The organism is Billgrantia bachuensis, assembly GCF_011742165.1.
In the GTDB taxonomy this organism is placed as follows: domain Bacteria; phylum Pseudomonadota; class Gammaproteobacteria; order Pseudomonadales; family Halomonadaceae; genus Halomonas; species Halomonas bachuensis.
In genome coordinates this window covers 22,344-37,884 of the sequence record NZ_JAAQTO010000003.1, presented here as the reverse complement: position 1 = coordinate 37,884, position 15,541 = coordinate 22,344, and the positions used below count along the sequence as shown (strand labels likewise).

At 64.1% G+C, this 15,541-nt stretch carries 17 protein-coding genes; 12 read left to right on the top strand and 5 right to left on the bottom strand.

All coding sequences use genetic code 11. The features are described 5' to 3' along the window. Positions 1-30: 30 nt before the first annotated feature. Both cls and HBJ55_RS01100 read left to right on the top strand, forming a co-directional pair. Positions 31-1,449, top strand: coding sequence for a cardiolipin synthase (gene cls / locus HBJ55_RS01105; RefSeq protein WP_167110193.1), 1,419 nt, complete (start codon positions 31-33; stop codon positions 1,447-1,449). Between the two features lie 98 nt (positions 1,450-1,547). After that, positions 1,548-2,465 (top strand): LysR substrate-binding domain-containing protein, encoded by a 918-nt coding sequence (locus HBJ55_RS01100; protein WP_167110191.1) that lies wholly within the window; start codon positions 1,548-1,550, stop codon positions 2,463-2,465. Between the two features lie 176 nt (positions 2,466-2,641). Here the strand turns inward: HBJ55_RS01100 and HBJ55_RS01095 are convergent, their stop codons facing one another. Further along, positions 2,642-3,718, bottom strand: a complete 1,077-nt coding sequence (locus HBJ55_RS01095; RefSeq protein WP_167110189.1) for a bifunctional nicotinamide-nucleotide adenylyltransferase/Nudix hydroxylase — start codon at positions 3,716-3,718, stop codon at positions 2,642-2,644. 109 nt (positions 3,719-3,827) lie between these two features. On the opposite strand from HBJ55_RS01095, the gene HBJ55_RS01090 reads away from it, so the two are divergent. Continuing rightward, complete coding sequence (locus tag HBJ55_RS01090; RefSeq protein WP_422674161.1) at positions 3,828-4,763, top strand: YihY/virulence factor BrkB family protein; 936 nt, start codon at positions 3,828-3,830, stop codon at positions 4,761-4,763. A gap of 39 nt (positions 4,764-4,802) precedes the next feature. Here the strand turns inward: HBJ55_RS01090 and HBJ55_RS01085 are convergent, their stop codons facing one another. Then, entirely contained in the window at positions 4,803-5,840 is a 1,038-nt protein-coding gene (locus HBJ55_RS01085; RefSeq protein WP_167110185.1) for a Glu/Leu/Phe/Val family dehydrogenase, read from the bottom strand. A 243-nt stretch (positions 5,841-6,083) separates the two neighbouring features. On the opposite strand from HBJ55_RS01085, the gene HBJ55_RS01080 reads away from it, so the two are divergent. Beyond that, the gene (locus HBJ55_RS01080; protein ID WP_167110184.1) at positions 6,084-6,356 is read left to right on the top strand and encodes an acylphosphatase; all 273 of its coding nucleotides are present in this window, start codon (positions 6,084-6,086) and stop codon (positions 6,354-6,356) included. A 15-nt stretch (positions 6,357-6,371) separates the two neighbouring features. Here HBJ55_RS01080 and HBJ55_RS01075 read toward each other — a convergent pair whose 3' ends face one another. Genes HBJ55_RS01075 through HBJ55_RS01065 form a run of 3 tightly spaced genes read right to left on the bottom strand, consistent with a single transcriptional unit; the run spans position 6,372 to position 9,185 of the window. Then, complete coding sequence (locus HBJ55_RS01075; RefSeq protein ID WP_167110182.1) at positions 6,372-7,313, bottom strand: nucleoside hydrolase; 942 nt, start codon at positions 7,311-7,313, stop codon at positions 6,372-6,374. 16 nt (positions 7,314-7,329) lie between these two features. Next, positions 7,330-8,235 (bottom strand): ribokinase, encoded by a 906-nt coding sequence (locus HBJ55_RS01070; protein WP_167110180.1) that lies wholly within the window; start codon positions 8,233-8,235, stop codon positions 7,330-7,332. A gap of 2 nt (positions 8,236-8,237) precedes the next feature. Beyond that, positions 8,238-9,185 carry a D-2-hydroxyacid dehydrogenase gene (locus tag HBJ55_RS01065; protein ID WP_167110178.1) on the bottom strand — a complete coding sequence of 316 codons (948 nt, stop codon included), beginning with the start codon at positions 9,183-9,185 and terminating at the stop codon, positions 8,238-8,240. Positions 9,186-9,340: 155 nt separating this feature from the next. Between HBJ55_RS01065 and HBJ55_RS01060 the strand changes: the two genes are divergently transcribed. The 8 genes from HBJ55_RS01060 (at position 9,341) to tolR (ending at position 15,540) form a co-directional block, all read left to right on the top strand. After that, a complete protein-coding gene (locus HBJ55_RS01060; protein WP_167110176.1) occupies positions 9,341-9,604 on the top strand; it encodes an FmdB family zinc ribbon protein in 264 nt (87 codons plus the stop codon). Between the two features lie 54 nt (positions 9,605-9,658). Next, positions 9,659-11,437 (top strand): aspartate--tRNA ligase, encoded by a 1,779-nt coding sequence (aspS, locus tag HBJ55_RS01055; RefSeq protein ID WP_167110174.1) that lies wholly within the window; start codon positions 9,659-9,661, stop codon positions 11,435-11,437. 118 nt (positions 11,438-11,555) lie between these two features. Continuing rightward, on the top strand, positions 11,556-12,095 hold the full coding sequence (gene ruvC, locus HBJ55_RS01050) for a crossover junction endodeoxyribonuclease RuvC (protein ID WP_167110172.1): 540 nt from the start codon (positions 11,556-11,558) through the stop codon (positions 12,093-12,095). Between the two features lie 134 nt (positions 12,096-12,229). Next, positions 12,230-12,844, top strand: coding sequence for a Holliday junction branch migration protein RuvA (gene ruvA / locus HBJ55_RS01045; RefSeq protein ID WP_167110170.1), 615 nt, complete (start codon positions 12,230-12,232; stop codon positions 12,842-12,844). Positions 12,845-12,947: 103 nt separating this feature from the next. Continuing rightward, positions 12,948-13,985, top strand: coding sequence for a Holliday junction branch migration DNA helicase RuvB (ruvB, locus tag HBJ55_RS01040; RefSeq protein WP_167110167.1), 1,038 nt, complete (start codon positions 12,948-12,950; stop codon positions 13,983-13,985). Beyond that, the gene (gene ybgC, locus HBJ55_RS01035; RefSeq protein WP_167110165.1) at positions 13,982-14,377 is read left to right on the top strand and encodes a tol-pal system-associated acyl-CoA thioesterase; all 396 of its coding nucleotides are present in this window, start codon (positions 13,982-13,984) and stop codon (positions 14,375-14,377) included. Before ruvB ends, ybgC begins: the two co-directional genes overlap by 4 nt. A 35-nt stretch (positions 14,378-14,412) precedes the next feature. Then, positions 14,413-15,090, top strand: a complete 678-nt coding sequence (gene tolQ, locus HBJ55_RS01030) for a protein TolQ (RefSeq protein ID WP_206022128.1) — start codon at positions 14,413-14,415, stop codon at positions 15,088-15,090. A 12-nt stretch (positions 15,091-15,102) separates the two neighbouring features. After that, a complete protein-coding gene (tolR, locus tag HBJ55_RS01025) occupies positions 15,103-15,540 on the top strand; it encodes a protein TolR (RefSeq protein WP_167110161.1) in 438 nt (145 codons plus the stop codon). The last annotated feature ends 1 nt before the right edge of the window (position 15,541 follow it).

The following is a 15,541-nucleotide window of genomic DNA, read 5'->3' as shown; positions in this document are numbered from 1 at the left end:
TGCAGCTTGCTGTTTTTTCAGGGAGAGATCATGGCATCCTGGCTGTTCGGCTTGGCCATCTTCGTGGTTCATCTGTTGGGCTTTCTCTCGGCGATCCTGGCGCTGCTCTCCAGCCGGACCTCACAGGGGGCCGTGGCCTGGATCATCTCTTTGGTTGCCATTCCCTACCTGGCGGTCCCTGCGTACTGGATTTTCGGACGGCCGCGCTTTTACGGTTATGTCTCGGCTCGTGGCGAACGCGACTCCGTGCTGCGGCGTATTCTCTCCGACTACCGTGTCCGTCTCGAGCCCTACCTGGCCGATGCCCACAATCCCGACGTGAAGGCGGTGGAGCGGCTGGCCATGATGCCGCTGACCAGCGGCAATCATGCGGAGTTGCTGATCGATGGCAAAGCCACGTTCGACAGTATCTTCGCCGGCATCGATGCTGCGCGCGAGTACGTGCTGGTGCAGTTCTTCATCGTGCGCCACGATGCTCTGGGTCAGCAATTGAAGGAGCATCTGCTGCGTGCCGTGCGGCGTGGCGTACGGGTCTACTTCCTGTTCGACGAGGTCGGCAGTCGCAAGCTTGCCGAGGGCTATCTGCGCGAGCTCGCCGACGCCGGGGTAGAGGTGAACCCGTTTCGTTCGTCCCGAGGGTTCAAGCACCGCTTCCAGCTCAACTTTCGCAACCACCGCAAGATCCTGGTGGTCGACGGTTGTGAAGGTTGGCTCGGCGGCTTCAACGTCGGGGTCGAGTACCTTGGGCAGCACCCCCGCCATGGCCCGTGGCGCGATACCCATCTGAAACTCACCGGTCCCAGTGTGTTGGGGTTGCAGGAGGCCTTCTGGGAGGATTGGCATTGGGCTACCGGCGAAGTCATCAATCTGTGCTGGGAGCCGCAGGTGACCTGCGAAGAGTGCCAGAATGTGGTCATCGTGCCGTCGGGGCCCGCGGATCGACAGGAGACTGCCAGCCTGATGGTGCAACAGGCCATCCACAGCGCCCGCGAACGGTTGTGGGTCACCAGCCCGTATTTCGTTCCCGATCAGGGTGTGCAGGACGCCCTGCGCCTGGCCGCCATGCGCGGGGTCGACGTACGGATCATGATGCCCGAACATCCCGATCATCTGCTGATCTATATCTCGGCCTTTTCGTTCCTGCCCGACATGGTGCGGGCAGGTATCAAGGTCTATCGTTACCAGCCGGGTTTCCTGCACCAGAAGGTGATCCTGATCGACGATAGCGCAGCGGCCGTCGGCACGGTCAACCTCGACAACCGCTCGTTCCGCCTCAACTTCGAGATCACCGCCTTCATTCCCGATCGGCACTTTGCGGCAGAGGTATGCCAGATGCTCGAGCGCGACTTCGCCGTCTGTCGCCAGATCAGCTATGACGAGCTGCAGCGTCGTCCGCTATGGCGAAAGCTCGTGTCGCGTGCCGCCTATCTCACTGCACCGATCCAGTAGGCGGCGAAGTCACTTGGGTTCGACGGGCAGCTGGGGTAAATTAGGCAACGCCAAAGAACGCTTTTTTATTCGCTCTATTGCTGTCAGCGGGAGTCCCGGTGAACCTCGAGACAAAGTGGCTGGAAGATTTCGTGGCCCTGGCCAATACCCGCAGCTTCTCTGCCTCCGCCCGGCAGCGTCATGTCACCCAGCCCGCCTTCAGTCGTCGTATTCGGGCGCTCGAACAAGCGGTGGGAGTGACCCTCGTCGATCGTTCCACGACACCGATCAATCTCACGCCCGAAGGGCAGCTCTTTCTGATCACGGCGCGTAATCTGGTGGAGCAGCTCAACGAGTGTCTGGGCCACCTGCGCGGCGTGTCCATGGCACGTGAGGCGCTGGACATCGTTGCCGCCCATTCTCTGGCGCTGAGCTTCTACCCCGAGTGGATCTCGCGGCTTCAGGAAGGGTTGGGCGAGCTGCCGACGCGCCTGGTGGCCATGAACGTGGGTGAGGCGATCCACGTGCTGCGCGAGGGCAACTGTGACTTGATGCTGGCCTACCACGACCCGTACGCCACCATGCAGTTGGACGCCGAAGTGTTTCCCTCGTTCTCCATCGGCCAGGTCAAGATGCTGCCGGTCAGCCTTCCCGACCCCAAGGGCAAGCCGCGCTTCAGCCTCGAGAGCAAGGACACCATACCCTACCTGTCCTATACCCAGGGCGCCTTTCTCGGGCGCAGCGTACGCATGCTGCTCAAGAACGACCCGCTGCGGTTGCGCTTGCGCACCGTCTATGAAACCGCCATGGCCGAAGGGCTCAAGGGCATGGTGCTGCAAGGAGTCGGACTGGCCTGGATTCCCGATTTCTGCGTGCGTGAAGAGCTCAAGAGCGGCAGGCTGGTGCGAGCCGGCGGCGAGAAGTGGGATGTGCCGCTGGAGATCCGTCTCTATCGCTGCTCGCTGGTGCACAAGCCGGGCGTCGAGAAGCTGTGGCGGCAGATGATGAAGTTACCGCGCGACTTCCTCCAAGCCTGAAAAAGTATGGCTTTCCTGCTGCGCTCGACAGGCCGGCCCCCGGCGGTTCGTCGCTATCCTCATGTAGGCCACTACACTCCGGTAGCTCCGCTCCGGCGGTGACCGGCCTGCCTTCGCTCGCGACGGAAATCCCGTTCTTTTCCAAACAAAAGTTTTATCGATCCCTGGCTTGGATATCAGATCCCGCCGAAATCGGCCGGCAGGCCGAGAAAATTCTGGATGATGAAGAAGTGGTCCTCGAACAGGCTGTCCGGTTCGAGTTCGGCCAGCGGTACCCAGCGTGCATGATCGCCGCCCTTGACGGGCTTGAGCTGGGGGAGTTGCTGGTCGGGTCGCAGGGCGAAGTAGAAGGCTTCCGCGAGGGTGCGGCCGCGCCAGCTGCGGTGGGGCTCGTCGAATAGTCGCTGGCCACGCAGCGAGCCCTTCAGCACCGGTTCCGGTACCTTGAGCCGCACCCGTTCACGCAATTCGCGCAAGCAGGCGTCGAGCAGACGCTCGTGGGGGTTGATGAAGCCGCCGGGCAGTGCCAGCAGGCCCTTGCCGGGAGCTGCGGTGCGGCGTACCAACAGCACGTGGCCGGATTGCACCACCACGGCGTTGACGGTGACGAAGATAGGCGGGTAGGGCGCGTTGACCCAGGCCTGGCGATACTGCTCGAGCAGCTTCTGCTCCTCCATCAGTTGCTGGTGGGCATCGCTGCCGGCGAAGCGACGCAGCGCCTCGCACACGCCGGGGGGCAAGTCGTGGGTTGCCCCGGTACTGAGGTAATCCTCGGTGGAGGAGGGGGAGCGAAACAGCCGCTCGCGGATCTGGCTAGCCGAAATGCCGTCGACCAGCGGCACGCTGACGGACTCCCATTGAGGAAACAGCGACAGGTAGTAGCTCGACTGGCCGCGGCTGGCTCCGATCAGGCCGATGCGTGGTAGCCGGGCGTGGTGATGCCCGGCGATCTGCCGCACCTTGCGCTGCACGTCACGTACCCAGACGTCGTCGTTGTAGAGCGCATCCAGTAGCGGCACGATCTCCAGCCGCGCGTTCTCCTCCTCATCGAAGCAACTGCGCAGCAGTTCCTGGCGCTCATCGAAACGCCACGGATTACGCAGCGAGCGCGCCTGCCAGGCCGAGCCCACCAGCACGATTACCTGACGCGCATGGCGCAGGGCCTCGTTGATTACAGCCAAGTGCCCCAGGTGCGGGGGCTGGAAACGACCGATGAATACGAGACAGTCGAAATCATGATCGGTATCGCTCATCGGCACATCCTTCGCTGGTGGCTCGGGGGGCCTATTATGGGCGTGGTCGGTTCAGGGCTGCAATGCAAGCCGCTGGCCGACAGAAGCACTGCGATTGGGTATGCTGAAAATGGAGGCAACTTGCCATGGAGGAGGTGTCGTGCGCAGTCTCTCGCTGAAATTCTGGTGGAATACGGTTCAGCAGGCGTTCAGCCTGTGGTTGGAGAGGAATGCCTTCAGTTATGCCGGCTCGTTGGCTTTTTATACCCTCTTCTCTCTTGCGCCGACGGTCATCATTGCCGTCGCCGTGATCGGCGTGGTATTCGGCGCGGATGCCGCCCAGGGCCAGATCGTCGAGCAGCTCGAGGGCACCCTGGGCACGGATGCCGCGCAGGCAGTCGAGCAGGCCGTGTCGCAGTCGCGCATCGAGGAATCGGGCCTCGTGCCGACCCTGCTCGGGTTTGGAGGTCTGCTGGTGGGGGCCACCACGGTGTTCGCCCAGATGCAGTACTCGCTCAACATGATCTGGGGTGTAACGGCCAAGCCCAGCCGCAACAGTATCCTGGTCTTTCTCAAGCAGCGGCTGTTGTCGCTCGCGGTGGTGCTCGCCATCGGCTTCATTCTGCTCGTGTCGTTACTGGTCGGCGTGATGGTGCGTGCCATGCTGCAGGCCATCGGCGATGCCACGCCGCTGGTCGGTCCATTGACGGCCGGGGCAGAATTCCTGATTTCCTTGGCGGTGATCGCAGCCTTGTTCGCCACCATCTTCAAAGTACTGCCCGACGTGGTGCTGAGCTGGCGGGACGTGTTGCTGGGAGCGCTGGTCACGGCACTGCTGTTTGCCATCGGTCGCAGTGCCATCGCCTCCTATCTGGCCTATACCGCCACCGCGTCGACCTATGGCGCCGCCGGCTCGGTGGTGATGATCCTGTTGTGGGTCTACTACAGCTCCCTGATCCTGCTGTTCGGTGCCGCCTTCACCCGCAGCTACCTGGTCGGGATGGGCCGGGAGATCGTGCCACGCAACAGCGCCGTCATCGTCAAACGCGAACTGGTCACCGAGTGATCGCATCGTACCGGGCGCTAGCGCCCGGTACGGCACACTTCAAATGGCAAGGCGCTCGCGGGCCAATTGGTCGGCAATTTCCGCGGGGTTCCTGTCTTCGATTCTGGCACGGGTGAGGATCTCGTCCATGGTAGCCGTGATTCGCTCCACGTGGCGCATCACGGCATCGCGGTCGTAGCGGTCGTGGCGTTGAGCTTCCACTTCGATGACGCCCCCGGCGTTGGCCACATAGTCGGGTGCATAGAGGATGCCGCGGTCATGCAGCAGGGCCGCAACGTCGGGCGTGGCCAATTGGTTGTTGGCCGCCCCGCAGATCACCTTGGCCCTGAGCCGGTCGGCCACCTGCGCGGTCAGCACTGCGCCCATGGCGCAGGGCGAGAAGACGTCTACCTCGGCCTCGAAAATTGCCTCGGGCGCCACGCTCTGCGCCCCCAGTTCCTCGACCAGCATGCCCAGGCTGTCGCGGTCGACGTCGGTCAGCACCAGATTGGCGCCCGCCTCGTGTAGCTCGCGGGCCAGGTGTGCGCCGACATGCCCAACGCCCTGGATGGCCACGCGCAGCCCCTCGAGCCCGTCGCGACCGAAGCGATGGCGTACGGCGCTCTTCAGTGCACAGAACACACCATGGGCGGTGAAAGGCGAGGGATCGCCGGAGTCATCCCCGCGGCTCAGGCCGCTGACGTGACGAGTCTCCTGGCGAATGAGGCGCATGTCCTCTTCGCCGCTGCCGGAGTCCTCGGCGGTGATGTAGCGCCCACCCAGCGACTCCACCAGCCGGCCCATTGCGCGCAGCATGGCGGGTGTCTTGTCACGCCGGGGATCGGCGATGATCACCGCCTTGCCACCGCCGAGGGGCAGGTCGGCCAGGGCCGACTTGTAGGTCATGCCGCGCGAAAGACGCAACACGTCGGTCAGGGCATCGTCTTCGCTGGCATAGGGATAGATGCGCAAGCCGCCCAGGGCGGGGCCCCGGCGTGTGTCGTGGATGGCAATGATGGCGTGCAGCCCGCTGGCTTCATCGCTGCCGAAGACGATCTGCTGGTGATGCTCGAACTCGGGGTGGTCGTAGACCCGCATGGCGTTATCTCCCTCGTGAGGATCCATTGTTGTGGTCTGGAACGCAGTGGTTGGCACCGCGTCCGCCGGGGCGATCTTTGCTTGTGGCAAGTCCGCATCCCTATTATCAAGATTAGAGCATATGGGCAGCCGGCTGGAATCCCGCTTATGGTCTTGTGCGTTGATACGGCGCACTATCCAGGTTTGACGTAAGAAGCCAGACTTGAAAGGACAAGCACGAACTGACGGAGCGAGGAGGGAAGAATGAGCAAGCGCTGCGTGAAGGCCCTGGTGGCCGGCAAGGTGCAGGGCGTGTGGTATCGCCGGGCGGTTCAGGAGCAGGCACTCCAGCATGGCTTGACCGGCCACGCCAAGAACCGGCCCGACGGTCAGGTCGAGGTGCTGTTGTGTGGCAATGGCGAGGCGGTCAACCAGGTGGCGTCGTGGCTGTGGCAGGGCCCGCCCAATGCCCGGGTCACCCACGTCGAATTGGAATCGATCGAGTGCCGCGACCCGGATTGTTTCGTCTGCCTGTAGTGCCGGGGAAGCCCCTTAGCTCAGGGTGTCGGCGATCCACTCCACCACGGCCTCTCCGTCCACTTCGAGGCACACCTCCGCCAGAGGTGTTTGCGACCAGCGCTCCTGGATGAAGCCGCGTCCCTCGGGAGCGAACAGGGTCTGGCCTTCGGCGATGCCGTCGGTGACGACCGATAGATGCCCCGGGGCGGTGGTGAACAGCTCCGGGCGTAGCAGCCAGGCCAGCGCGCAGCTGTCGTGGGGGCAGCAGCCGTCGATGCCGAGGAATTCACGGTAGAAGTCGCGGTAGAAGGCGTAACTGCCGGCCAGGATCTTGCCCAGCTCGCCCTGGCCCGCTTCGATGCGCTGCATGTGCTCTTGTGTCAGTACGCAGCGATGCGTCACGTCGAGGCCTACCAGGACCAGCGGCCAGCCGGCGGTGAGTACGCGCTGGGCGGCATGGGGGTCGTTGAACATGTTGGCCTCGGCCACCGGCGTCACGTTGCCGCCCTCACGTATCGAGCCACCCATGATCACCACACGCTTGACCTTCTCGGTGAGCCCAGGGTCGAGTTGCAGAGCAGCCGCCAGGTTGCCTACCGGCCCCACCGCCACCAGGGTGATCTCGCCGGGGCGTTCATTGACCGTATCGACGATGAATTGCGCGGCGCTGCGCAGGTCTTTCTTGCCTCTCACATCGGGCAGCTCGATGTTGCCCAGTCCGTTGGCGCCATGGATATGGGCGGGTGCAGGATGACGCGGCTTGACCATGGGGCCGGCGGCGCCCTGAGCGACCGGTATGTCACGGCTGGCCAGCTCGCTCAGCAGCAGGGCGTTGTGAGTAGCGGTCTCGATGTCGACGTTGCCGTAGGTGGTGGTCAGCCCCAGCAGTTCGATCTCGGGGTGGCGCAGGGCGATGGCGATGGCCTGGGCGTCGTCGACGCCAGGGTCGGTATCGAAGATGATCGGATGCGACACGTTGCCTCCTCGTGTGTCAGGTGCTGGATTGTCGGGTGAGATACCGCTCGACCTCGTCGCGCGATGGAATGCTATCGGCGGCACCGGGGCGTTGTACGCCCAGTGCCGCGGCATGGGCGGCAAGCGCCAGGCAGTCGTGAATGGTGCGCTGCTCCTGCACCGCTGCCATGAAGTAGCCGATGAAGGTGTCACCGGCCCCTGTGGTGTCCGCCGGCTCGACGGGCAGGGCAGGCTGGAAGTGCCGCTCGTCGCCCGACTGGTACCAGGCTCCTTCACTACCCAGGGTGAGTACTGTCGCCGTTTGCGGCCGTCGTTCGCGCAGACCCTCGAGCAGCACCTGGGCATCGCTCTCCTCGGGCAGGCCGGTGAGCCAGGCGGCCTCGCCGCGGTTGACGAACAGCAGCTCGCAGGCATCGAGCGGCAGCTCGAGGACCGTGTCGCTCATCGGGGCGGGGTTGAAGGCGACGGCGAGGCCCTGGCTGCGCGCACATTCGAGCAGTTCGGGCAGGCCGTTGCACTCGTTCTGTACCAGCAGCCAGTCGCCGGGCCGGGCGGCATCGCACAGGGCTTCGCGGTGCCGTCGGATGAAACCGTGGTTGGCGCCGGGATGCAGGATGATGGCGTTCTCGCCGCGATCATCCACCTGGATGATGGCATGTCCACTGGCTTCGTCGACAAGCTCGACATGGGTGACGTCGACACCGGCGCGCGCCAGTCGATCACGGGCCCAGCCGTCCTGTCGGCCCAGTCGGCCCCAGTGGCACACCTGACCGCCCGCCATGGCCATGGCCAATGATTGATTGGCGCCCTTGCCGCCAAGGCCGACATGGTAGCTGCGGCTGGCCAGCGTCTCGCCGGGGTGCACCAGATGCGGCACGCGATAGAAGTGGTCGAGATTGATCGAGCCCAGGTTATGCAGCATGGTCAGGTTCCGGTCCGTTGGGCTTTCCAGTCGCTCAGGTTGTCGGCAGTGAGCGCGACGATGCGCTGACGCGCTTCGGGAGTGATCCAGGCACTGTGCGGCGTGACGATCAGGTTCAGCGGCTCGGACAAGGCATCGAGCAGCGGATGGCCGTCGCGCGGCGGTTCCACCGGCAGCACGTCGACGCCCAGGCCGCCGAGCCTTCCTTCATGCAGGGCCAGAAGCGCCGCTTGCTCGTCGATGATGCCGCCGCGGGCGCAGTTCACCAGCAGGGCGCCGGGCTTCAGCGTGGCGAGCAGGTCGGCGTCGACCAGGTGGCGGGTAGCCTCGGTGAGCGGGCAGTGCAGGCTGATCACGTCGGCCTCGGGGGCGAGCTCGGCGATGCCGGGGCGGCGGTCGTTGCCCTTGTTGCCGGGGCGAGCAGCGAAAGTCACGCGCATGCCGAAGGCCTCGGCCAGGGCCGCCACGCGGCTGCCCAGCTCGCCCTGGCCGACGATGACGAGGTGCTTGTCCTCGAGCTGCAGGGTGGCGTGGTCCATCAGGCAGAAGAAGGGGCTTTCGTTCCAGCGCCCGGCGGCCACGTCACGCTGGTAGAGTGGCAAGCGGTTGGCCAGGGCCAGGATCAGCATCAGCGTGTGCTGGGCCACGCTGGCGGTGCCGTAGGCCGTGACGTTGCGTACCGGAATGTTCAGGCGCTCGGCCGTTGCCATGTCGATGTTGTTGGTGCCCGTGGCCAGCACGCAGATCAGCTCGAGCTCGGGCAGGGATTCGAGGGTGGCGGCGTCCAGCACCACCTTGTTGACGATGGCGACCTCGGCGCCCGCCAGGCGTTCTCGACTCTGCTCGGTGGTGCTGGCCTGATGGACCTCGAGGGTGTCGACCTGGCTGCGGATGGGAGCAAGATCGACGTCAGGGCCCAGGCTGGCGGCATCGAGTATCACGGCTTTCATGCTGGATTCCTTGTGTTGGTTCGCCGCGGCAAGGCTGGGACAGGCCTTGTCAGGCACGTTATACTATCGGGCTTTCACGGCAGGCTTGGAAAGTACGCCGCTCGACCCTATATCGCCGTTGGTTGCGCGCTGTCGAATCAGGAGTGAATTGAACCATGCCCATCTATGAATATCAGTGCAAGGCCTGCGGCCATCACCTGGAGAAACTCCAGAAGCTCAGCGCCGCCCCCCTGACCGACTGTCCCGCCTGCGAAGCACCGGCGCTCGGGCGCCTGGTTTCCGCCGCGGGCTTCCGTCTGGCCGGTGGCGGCTGGTACGAAACAGACTTCAAGTCCGGCAGCAAGAAGAACCTGGCCGGCGACTCGGGAAGCGGCGGCGGAGATAGCAAGGCGCCGGCGAAGGATGGCGCCGCGGCCTGACCGTGACCGATACCGACACTTTTACTGACAACGCTTAACGAAACAGGATACGACATGCGCAGCCATTATTGCGGCCAGCTCAACGAGACCCTGGTGGACCAGACGGTCACCCTGTGCGGCTGGGTTCACCGTCGCCGTGACCACGGGGGCGTGATCTTCCTCGACATGCGCGATCGCGACGGCATCGCCCAGGTCGTGGTCGACCCCGATACCGCCGAGGCCTTTGCCACTGCCGACCGCGCTCGCAGCGAATTCGTGCTGCGCGTCTCCGGCCGTGTGCGGCTGCGCCCCGAGGGCACACAGAACCCCAAGATGCCCACCGGGATGATCGAAGTGCTGGCCAAGGACGTCGAAGTGCTGAACACGGCGGCCACGCCGCCGTTCCAGCTCGACGAGCATGGCAAGGTCGGCGAGGAGGTGCGCCTCAAGCACCGCTACATCGATTTGCGCCGCCCCGAGATGATCGAGAAGCTGCGCCTGCGCTCGCGCATCTCGCACCATGTGCGTGCCTTCCTGGAGGGGCAGGGGTTTCTCGACATCGAGACGCCGATCCTGACCCGCGCCACGCCCGAGGGTGCTCGCGATTACCTGGTGCCGAGCCGCACCCATCCGGGTAGCTTCTTCGCCCTGCCGCAGTCGCCGCAGCTGTTCAAGCAGCTATTGATGGTGGCGGGCTTCGATCGCTACTACCAGATCGCCAAGTGCTTCCGCGACGAGGACCTGCGCGCCGACCGTCAGCCGGAGTTCACCCAGATCGACATCGAGGCCTCCTTCGTCGAGGAAGGCGACATCATGGGCGTCACCGAGACCATGATTCGCGAGCTGTTCCAGGACGTGCTCGACGTCGAACTGCCCGAGTTCCCGCGCATGACCTGGGCCGACGCCATGGATCGCTACGGCTCCGACAAGCCCGACCTGCGCATTCCGCTGATGCTGGCCGACGTCGACGACCTGATGAAGCAGGTAGATTTCCAGGTCTTCTCCGGCCCAGCCAACGCCGCCGACGGCCGCGTGGCGGCACTCAAGGTGCCGGGCGGGGCCAGCATGTCGCGCAAGGTGATCGACGACTACACCAAGTTCGTCGGTATCTACGGTGCCAAGGGTCTGGCCTGGATCAAGGTCAACGAGCGCGCCAAAGGTCTCGAGGGACTGCAGTCGCCGATCGTCAAATTCATGGAAAACGTGATCGAGGAGCTGCTCGACCGCATCGGCGCCGAGGATGGCGATATCGTCTTCTTCGGTGCCGACAAGACCAACGTCGTCAACGAGGCCCTCGGTGCATTGCGGGTCAAGCTGGGCGAGGACCTCAACCTCTATACCCGTGACTGGGCGCCGCTGTGGGTGGTCGACTTTCCCATGTTCGAGAGCGACGACAATGGCCGCCTGAGCCCGCTGCACCATCCGTTCACTTCGCCTTCGTGCAGCCCCGAGGAGCTCAAGGCCAACCCGGCCGCAGCGCTCTCGCGGGCCTACGACATGGTGCTCAACGGCACCGAGCTCGGCGGTGGCTCGATCCGTATTCACGACCAGCAGATGCAGAGCACCGTGTTCGAGATTCTCGGCATCGGTGAAGAGGAGGCTCGCGAGAAGTTCGGCTTCCTGCTCGACGCCCTGCACTACGGTGCGCCGCCCCATGGTGGCCTGGCCTTCGGCCTCGACCGCCTGGTCATGCTGATGGCGGGTTCACGCACCATCCGCGAGGTGATCGCCTTCCCCAAGACCCAGAGCGCGGCCTGCCTGATGACCGACGCACCGGGCGAGGTGAGCGGCGAGCAGTTGCGCGAACTCAATATCCGCCTGCGCCAGAAGGCCAAAGTGGAAGGGCAGGAGTGAGCACGACAGCCTGCAGAACGATGTACGAAACCGGCGCCCGTGTGGCGCCGGTGTTACGACGCAGCCAAGGACACCATGCCATGTCTCTGCTAGTTTCCTCTGCGCCGAAACGCGTGTCATGCTGATCCTCGGCATCGACCCCGGTTCGCGCATTACCGGCTACGGTGTGCTCGACGTCGCCACCCCCAATCCGCGCTACGTGGCCAGCGGTTGTATCCGCCTTCAGGAAGTCGATCTGCCGCAACGACTGGCCCGCATCTACGCCGGAATCGCCGAGCTGATTGCGCAGTATCGCCCGGGGGAGATGGCCATCGAGCAAGTGTTCATGTCCAAGAACCCCGATTCCGCACTCAAGCTGGGCCAGGCGCGCGGCACGGCGATCGTTTGTGCCGCCAATCACGGCCTGGCGGTGAACGAGTACGGGCCGCGCCAGATCAAGCAGGCGGTGACCGGTAGCGGCGGGGCGACGAAGATCCAGGTGCAGCACATGGTAGTCGCCATCCTGGGGCTCGACGGAACTCCCCAGGCCGACGCCGCTGATGCGCTCGCCATTGCCCTGACCCACGCTCACGCCAGGCTCGGTTTGCTCAACCAGGGCAGTTTCGGTGGGCATCGCTCCCGCCGTCGTGGAGGCTCGTGGCGCGATTTCCAACCCTGAATGCGCATCGTAGCTTCGGCGGATTAATTCTCGAACACCGTTTACCATAGACTGGTCAGCCGCTTGAGCGACCAGTATAGTGGCGCCAGGAAGGCCTTGAGCCTGGATGTTTTCGGATCGGGATATTGAACTCCATGATCGGACGCCTGCGTGGCACCCTGCTCGATAAGCAACCGCCCTGGTTGGTCGTGGACGTGGCCGGGGTCGGCTATGAACTCGAAGCCTCGATGACGACTCTGGTGGCCTTGCCCGGGGTGGGGGAATCCGTTTCACTTTATACGCATCTCACCGTGCGCGAGGACGCCCACCTGCTGTTCGGCTTTGCTCGCGAACAGGAGCGGGCGCTGTTCCGCGCGCTGATTCGCGTCAACGGTATCGGCCCCAAGCTGGCCCTGGTCATTCTCTCGGGCATGGACGAGACGGCGTTCATCCGCTGCGTGATGGAGGACGACGCCAAGTCGTTGACGCGCCTGCCCGGGGTCGGCAAGAAGACTGCCGAGCGTCTGATCATCGAGATGCGCGACCGTTTTCCTCACTGGGAGCACCCGGGGGCGACCGACCTGGCCGGTGCCGCGACGGCTCCCAGCGCGGGCCAGGAGCGTCAGGATCCGCTGGCCGATGCCGAAGCTGCGCTGGTCAGTCTGGGCTACAAGCCCACCGAGGCGGCCAAGATGCTCTCGGGGCTGGACGAGAACCTCTCGACCGAGGCCATGATCAAGGCGGCCCTGACCAAGCGTATGGCCGGCTAGGGTACGACATGGCGCACGATCTTCCGCCTGCTTTTATGAGTCGTCTGAACGGTGATAGAGGGATGGCCATCCAAAATTTCCATGAGCGTCACGGGTGTTCGACATGATGCACGATGATCGCTTGATCGCCGCCGACGAGCGCGAGGGCGAGAGTCGCGTCGACTATGCGATTCGCCCCAAGCGTCTAGCCGAGTACATCGGTCAGCCGCGCGTGCGCGAGCAACTGGATATCTTCATCTCTGCTGCGAGAGGGCGCGACGAGAGCCTCGATCATACCCTGGTGTTCGGCCCGCCGGGGCTGGGCAAGACCACCTTGGCCAATATCATCGCCGCCGAGATGGGAGTTGGACTCAAGTCCACTTCGGGTCCGGTGCTCGAGCGCGCCGGCGACCTAGCCGCCATGCTCACCAACCTGCAGCCGGGCGACGTGCTGTTCATCGACGAGATCCATCGCCTCTCGCCGGTGGTGGAAGAGATTCTCTATCCCGCCATGGAGGACTTCCAGCTCGACATCGTCATCGGCGAAGGCCCGGCGGCGCGTTCCATCAAGCTCGACCTGCCTCCCTTTACCCTGGTGGGAGCTACCACCCGTGCGGGCCTGCTCACTTCGCCGCTACGTGACCGTTTCGGTATCGTCCAGCGCCTCGAGTTCTACGATATCGAGGAACTCACCGAGATCGTGACGCGCTCGGCCAGGCTACTCGGCGTCGAGGCGGACCGCGACGGAGCCCGTGAGGTGGCGCGACGTTCTCGGGGTACGCCGCGTATCGCCAACCGCCTGTTGCGGCGGGTGCGCGACTACGCTCAGGTACGCGCCAGCGGCAAGGTGGATGCCGCCATAGCCGATCAGGCGCTGAACATGCTGCACGTCGATCATCATGGCCTCGACCACATGGATCGCCGCCTGCTGTTGGCGATGATCGAGAAGTTCGACGGCGGACCGGTCGGCATCGATTCGCTGGCGGCGGCAATCGGCGAGGAGCGCGACACCATCGAGGACGTGATCGAACCCTACCTGATCCAGCAGGGCCTGATGATGCGTACCGCTCGCGGCCGGGTGGTTACCCGCCAGGCCTGGCAGCATTTCGGCCTGGTGCCGCACGAGCAGGCCCTGGATGCGTCCGGCGAGGTGCGTCAGTGAGTGAGTTCCGCCTGCCGTTGAGGGTCTACATCGAGGATACCGATGCCGGTGGCATCGTCTATTACGTCAACTACCTCAAGTTCATGGAGCGGGCGCGCAGTGAATGGCTGCGCCATCATGGCCTGACCCAGCGCGAACTGCTCGACGCCGGCATCCAGTTGGTGGTGCATCGATTGGATTGTCGCTATGCCAAGCCCGCCCGTCTCGACGACGATCTCTCGGTCACGGCGGCCGTCGAATCGAGCGGTCGCTGCCGGCTGAGATTCGCTCAGTCGGTGATGCGTAGCGGGGAACCCTTATGCGAGGCGCGGGTCGACATCGCCTGTGTGGATGCCCAGCGTCTCAAACCCATACCTTGGCCGCCGGCACTGGCCGCGGTTCTCAACGGTTAACTGCAAGATCAGCGAGGAAGCCCGTGAACGACTCCATGTCAATACCGCACCTGATCATGAGCGCCAGCACCGTGGTGCAGCTGGTCATGCTGATCCTGGTGATAGGCTCTATTCTCTCCTGGGTAGTGATTTTTCAACGTACCTTCGTGCTGCGTCGGGCACGCCGGGCACACCAATCCTTCGAAGAGCGCTTCTGGTCGGGGGTCGATCTCAATGAACTCTACCGCGAAACGCCGTCGGAGCAGGAGACCCTGGGTGCCGAACACGTCTTTCGTGCCGGCTTTCGTGAATTCAATCGCCTGATGGCCAAGACCAAGAGCGCCGATGCCATTCTCGATGGCGTTCAGCGCAGCATGCGGGTGGCCTGGTCGCGGGAAGAAGAGCGCCTGACCCTGCACCTGGTATTCCTGGCTACGGTGGCCTCGGCGAGTCCCTACATCGGGCTGTTCGGTACCGTGTGGGGCATCATGGGTTCGTTCCAGTCGCTCTCTATGGCCCAGCAGGCCACTCTGGCTACCGTGGCGCCATGGATTGCCGAGGCGCTCATCGCTACCGCCATGGGGCTGTTCGCCGCCATTCCCGCTGTCATCTTCTACAACCGCCTGTCGTCCGAGTCCGATCGCATGCTGGGCAAGTACGAGGACTTCGCCGAGGAGTTCCACTCCATCCTGCACCGCAATCTGCAGGGCCGCAGCGAAGCCGGCGCCGCCTGAGGGAGTCGCGACATGCATGGACCGTTCAATCGCGGCGGGCGCCGCAAGCCGATGGGGGAGATCAATGTCGTCCCTTTCATCGACGTCATGCTTGTGCTGTTGGTCATTTTCATGATCACGGCGCCGATGCTGACCCAGGGCGTGCAGGTCGAGCTGCCCCAGGTCACGTCAGAGCCGATCGAAACCGAGGAAGACCGTGAGCCGATCATCGTGTCGGTGGATCGTGAAGGGGGATATTTCCTGTCGATCGGCGGAGAAGAGATGAACGTGGAACTCGATGAGCTTGGCGAACGGGTGATCATCCTGCTCGAGCGTCAGCCCGGCACGCCGGTCATGGTGCGCGGCGACCGTTTCGTGCCCTATGGCGAAATCGTGACCCTGATGAGCACCCTGCAAGTGGCCGGTGTGGCCAATGTCGGACTGATTTCCGAGCCGCCGCCGCGTGATTAGG

Bases quoted from the DNA above. Each gene is read 5' to 3' on its own strand.
- HBJ55_RS01060 (WP_167110176.1), top strand. From the start codon at position 9,341: ATGCCCATCTATGAATATCAGTGCAAGGCCTGCGGCCATCACCTGGAG.
- HBJ55_RS01095 (WP_167110189.1), bottom strand. From the start codon at position 3,718: ATGAGCGATACCGATCATGATTTCGACTGTCTCGTATTCATCGGTCGT.
- aspS (WP_167110174.1), top strand. From the start codon at position 9,659: ATGCGCAGCCATTATTGCGGCCAGCTCAACGAGACCCTGGTGGACCAG.
- ruvC (WP_167110172.1), top strand. From the start codon at position 11,556: ATGCTGATCCTCGGCATCGACCCCGGTTCGCGCATTACCGGCTACGGT.
- HBJ55_RS01070 (WP_167110180.1), bottom strand. From the start codon at position 8,235: ATGCTGCATAACCTGGGCTCGATCAATCTCGACCACTTCTATCGCGTG.
- HBJ55_RS01065 (WP_167110178.1), bottom strand. From the start codon at position 9,185: ATGAAAGCCGTGATACTCGATGCCGCCAGCCTGGGCCCTGACGTCGAT.
- HBJ55_RS01080 (WP_167110184.1), top strand. From the start codon at position 6,084: ATGAGCAAGCGCTGCGTGAAGGCCCTGGTGGCCGGCAAGGTGCAGGGC.
- ruvB (WP_167110167.1), top strand. From the start codon at position 12,948: ATGATGCACGATGATCGCTTGATCGCCGCCGACGAGCGCGAGGGCGAG.
- cls (WP_167110193.1), top strand. From the start codon at position 31: ATGGCATCCTGGCTGTTCGGCTTGGCCATCTTCGTGGTTCATCTGTTG.
- tolQ (WP_206022128.1), top strand. From the start codon at position 14,413: ATGTCAATACCGCACCTGATCATGAGCGCCAGCACCGTGGTGCAGCTG.
- HBJ55_RS01085 (WP_167110185.1), bottom strand. From the start codon at position 5,840: ATGCGGGTCTACGACCACCCCGAGTTCGAGCATCACCAGCAGATCGTC.
- ruvA (WP_167110170.1), top strand. From the start codon at position 12,230: ATGATCGGACGCCTGCGTGGCACCCTGCTCGATAAGCAACCGCCCTGG.
- HBJ55_RS01090 (WP_422674161.1), top strand. From the start codon at position 3,828: ATGGAGGCAACTTGCCATGGAGGAGGTGTCGTGCGCAGTCTCTCGCTG.
- tolR (WP_167110161.1), top strand. From the start codon at position 15,103: ATGCATGGACCGTTCAATCGCGGCGGGCGCCGCAAGCCGATGGGGGAG.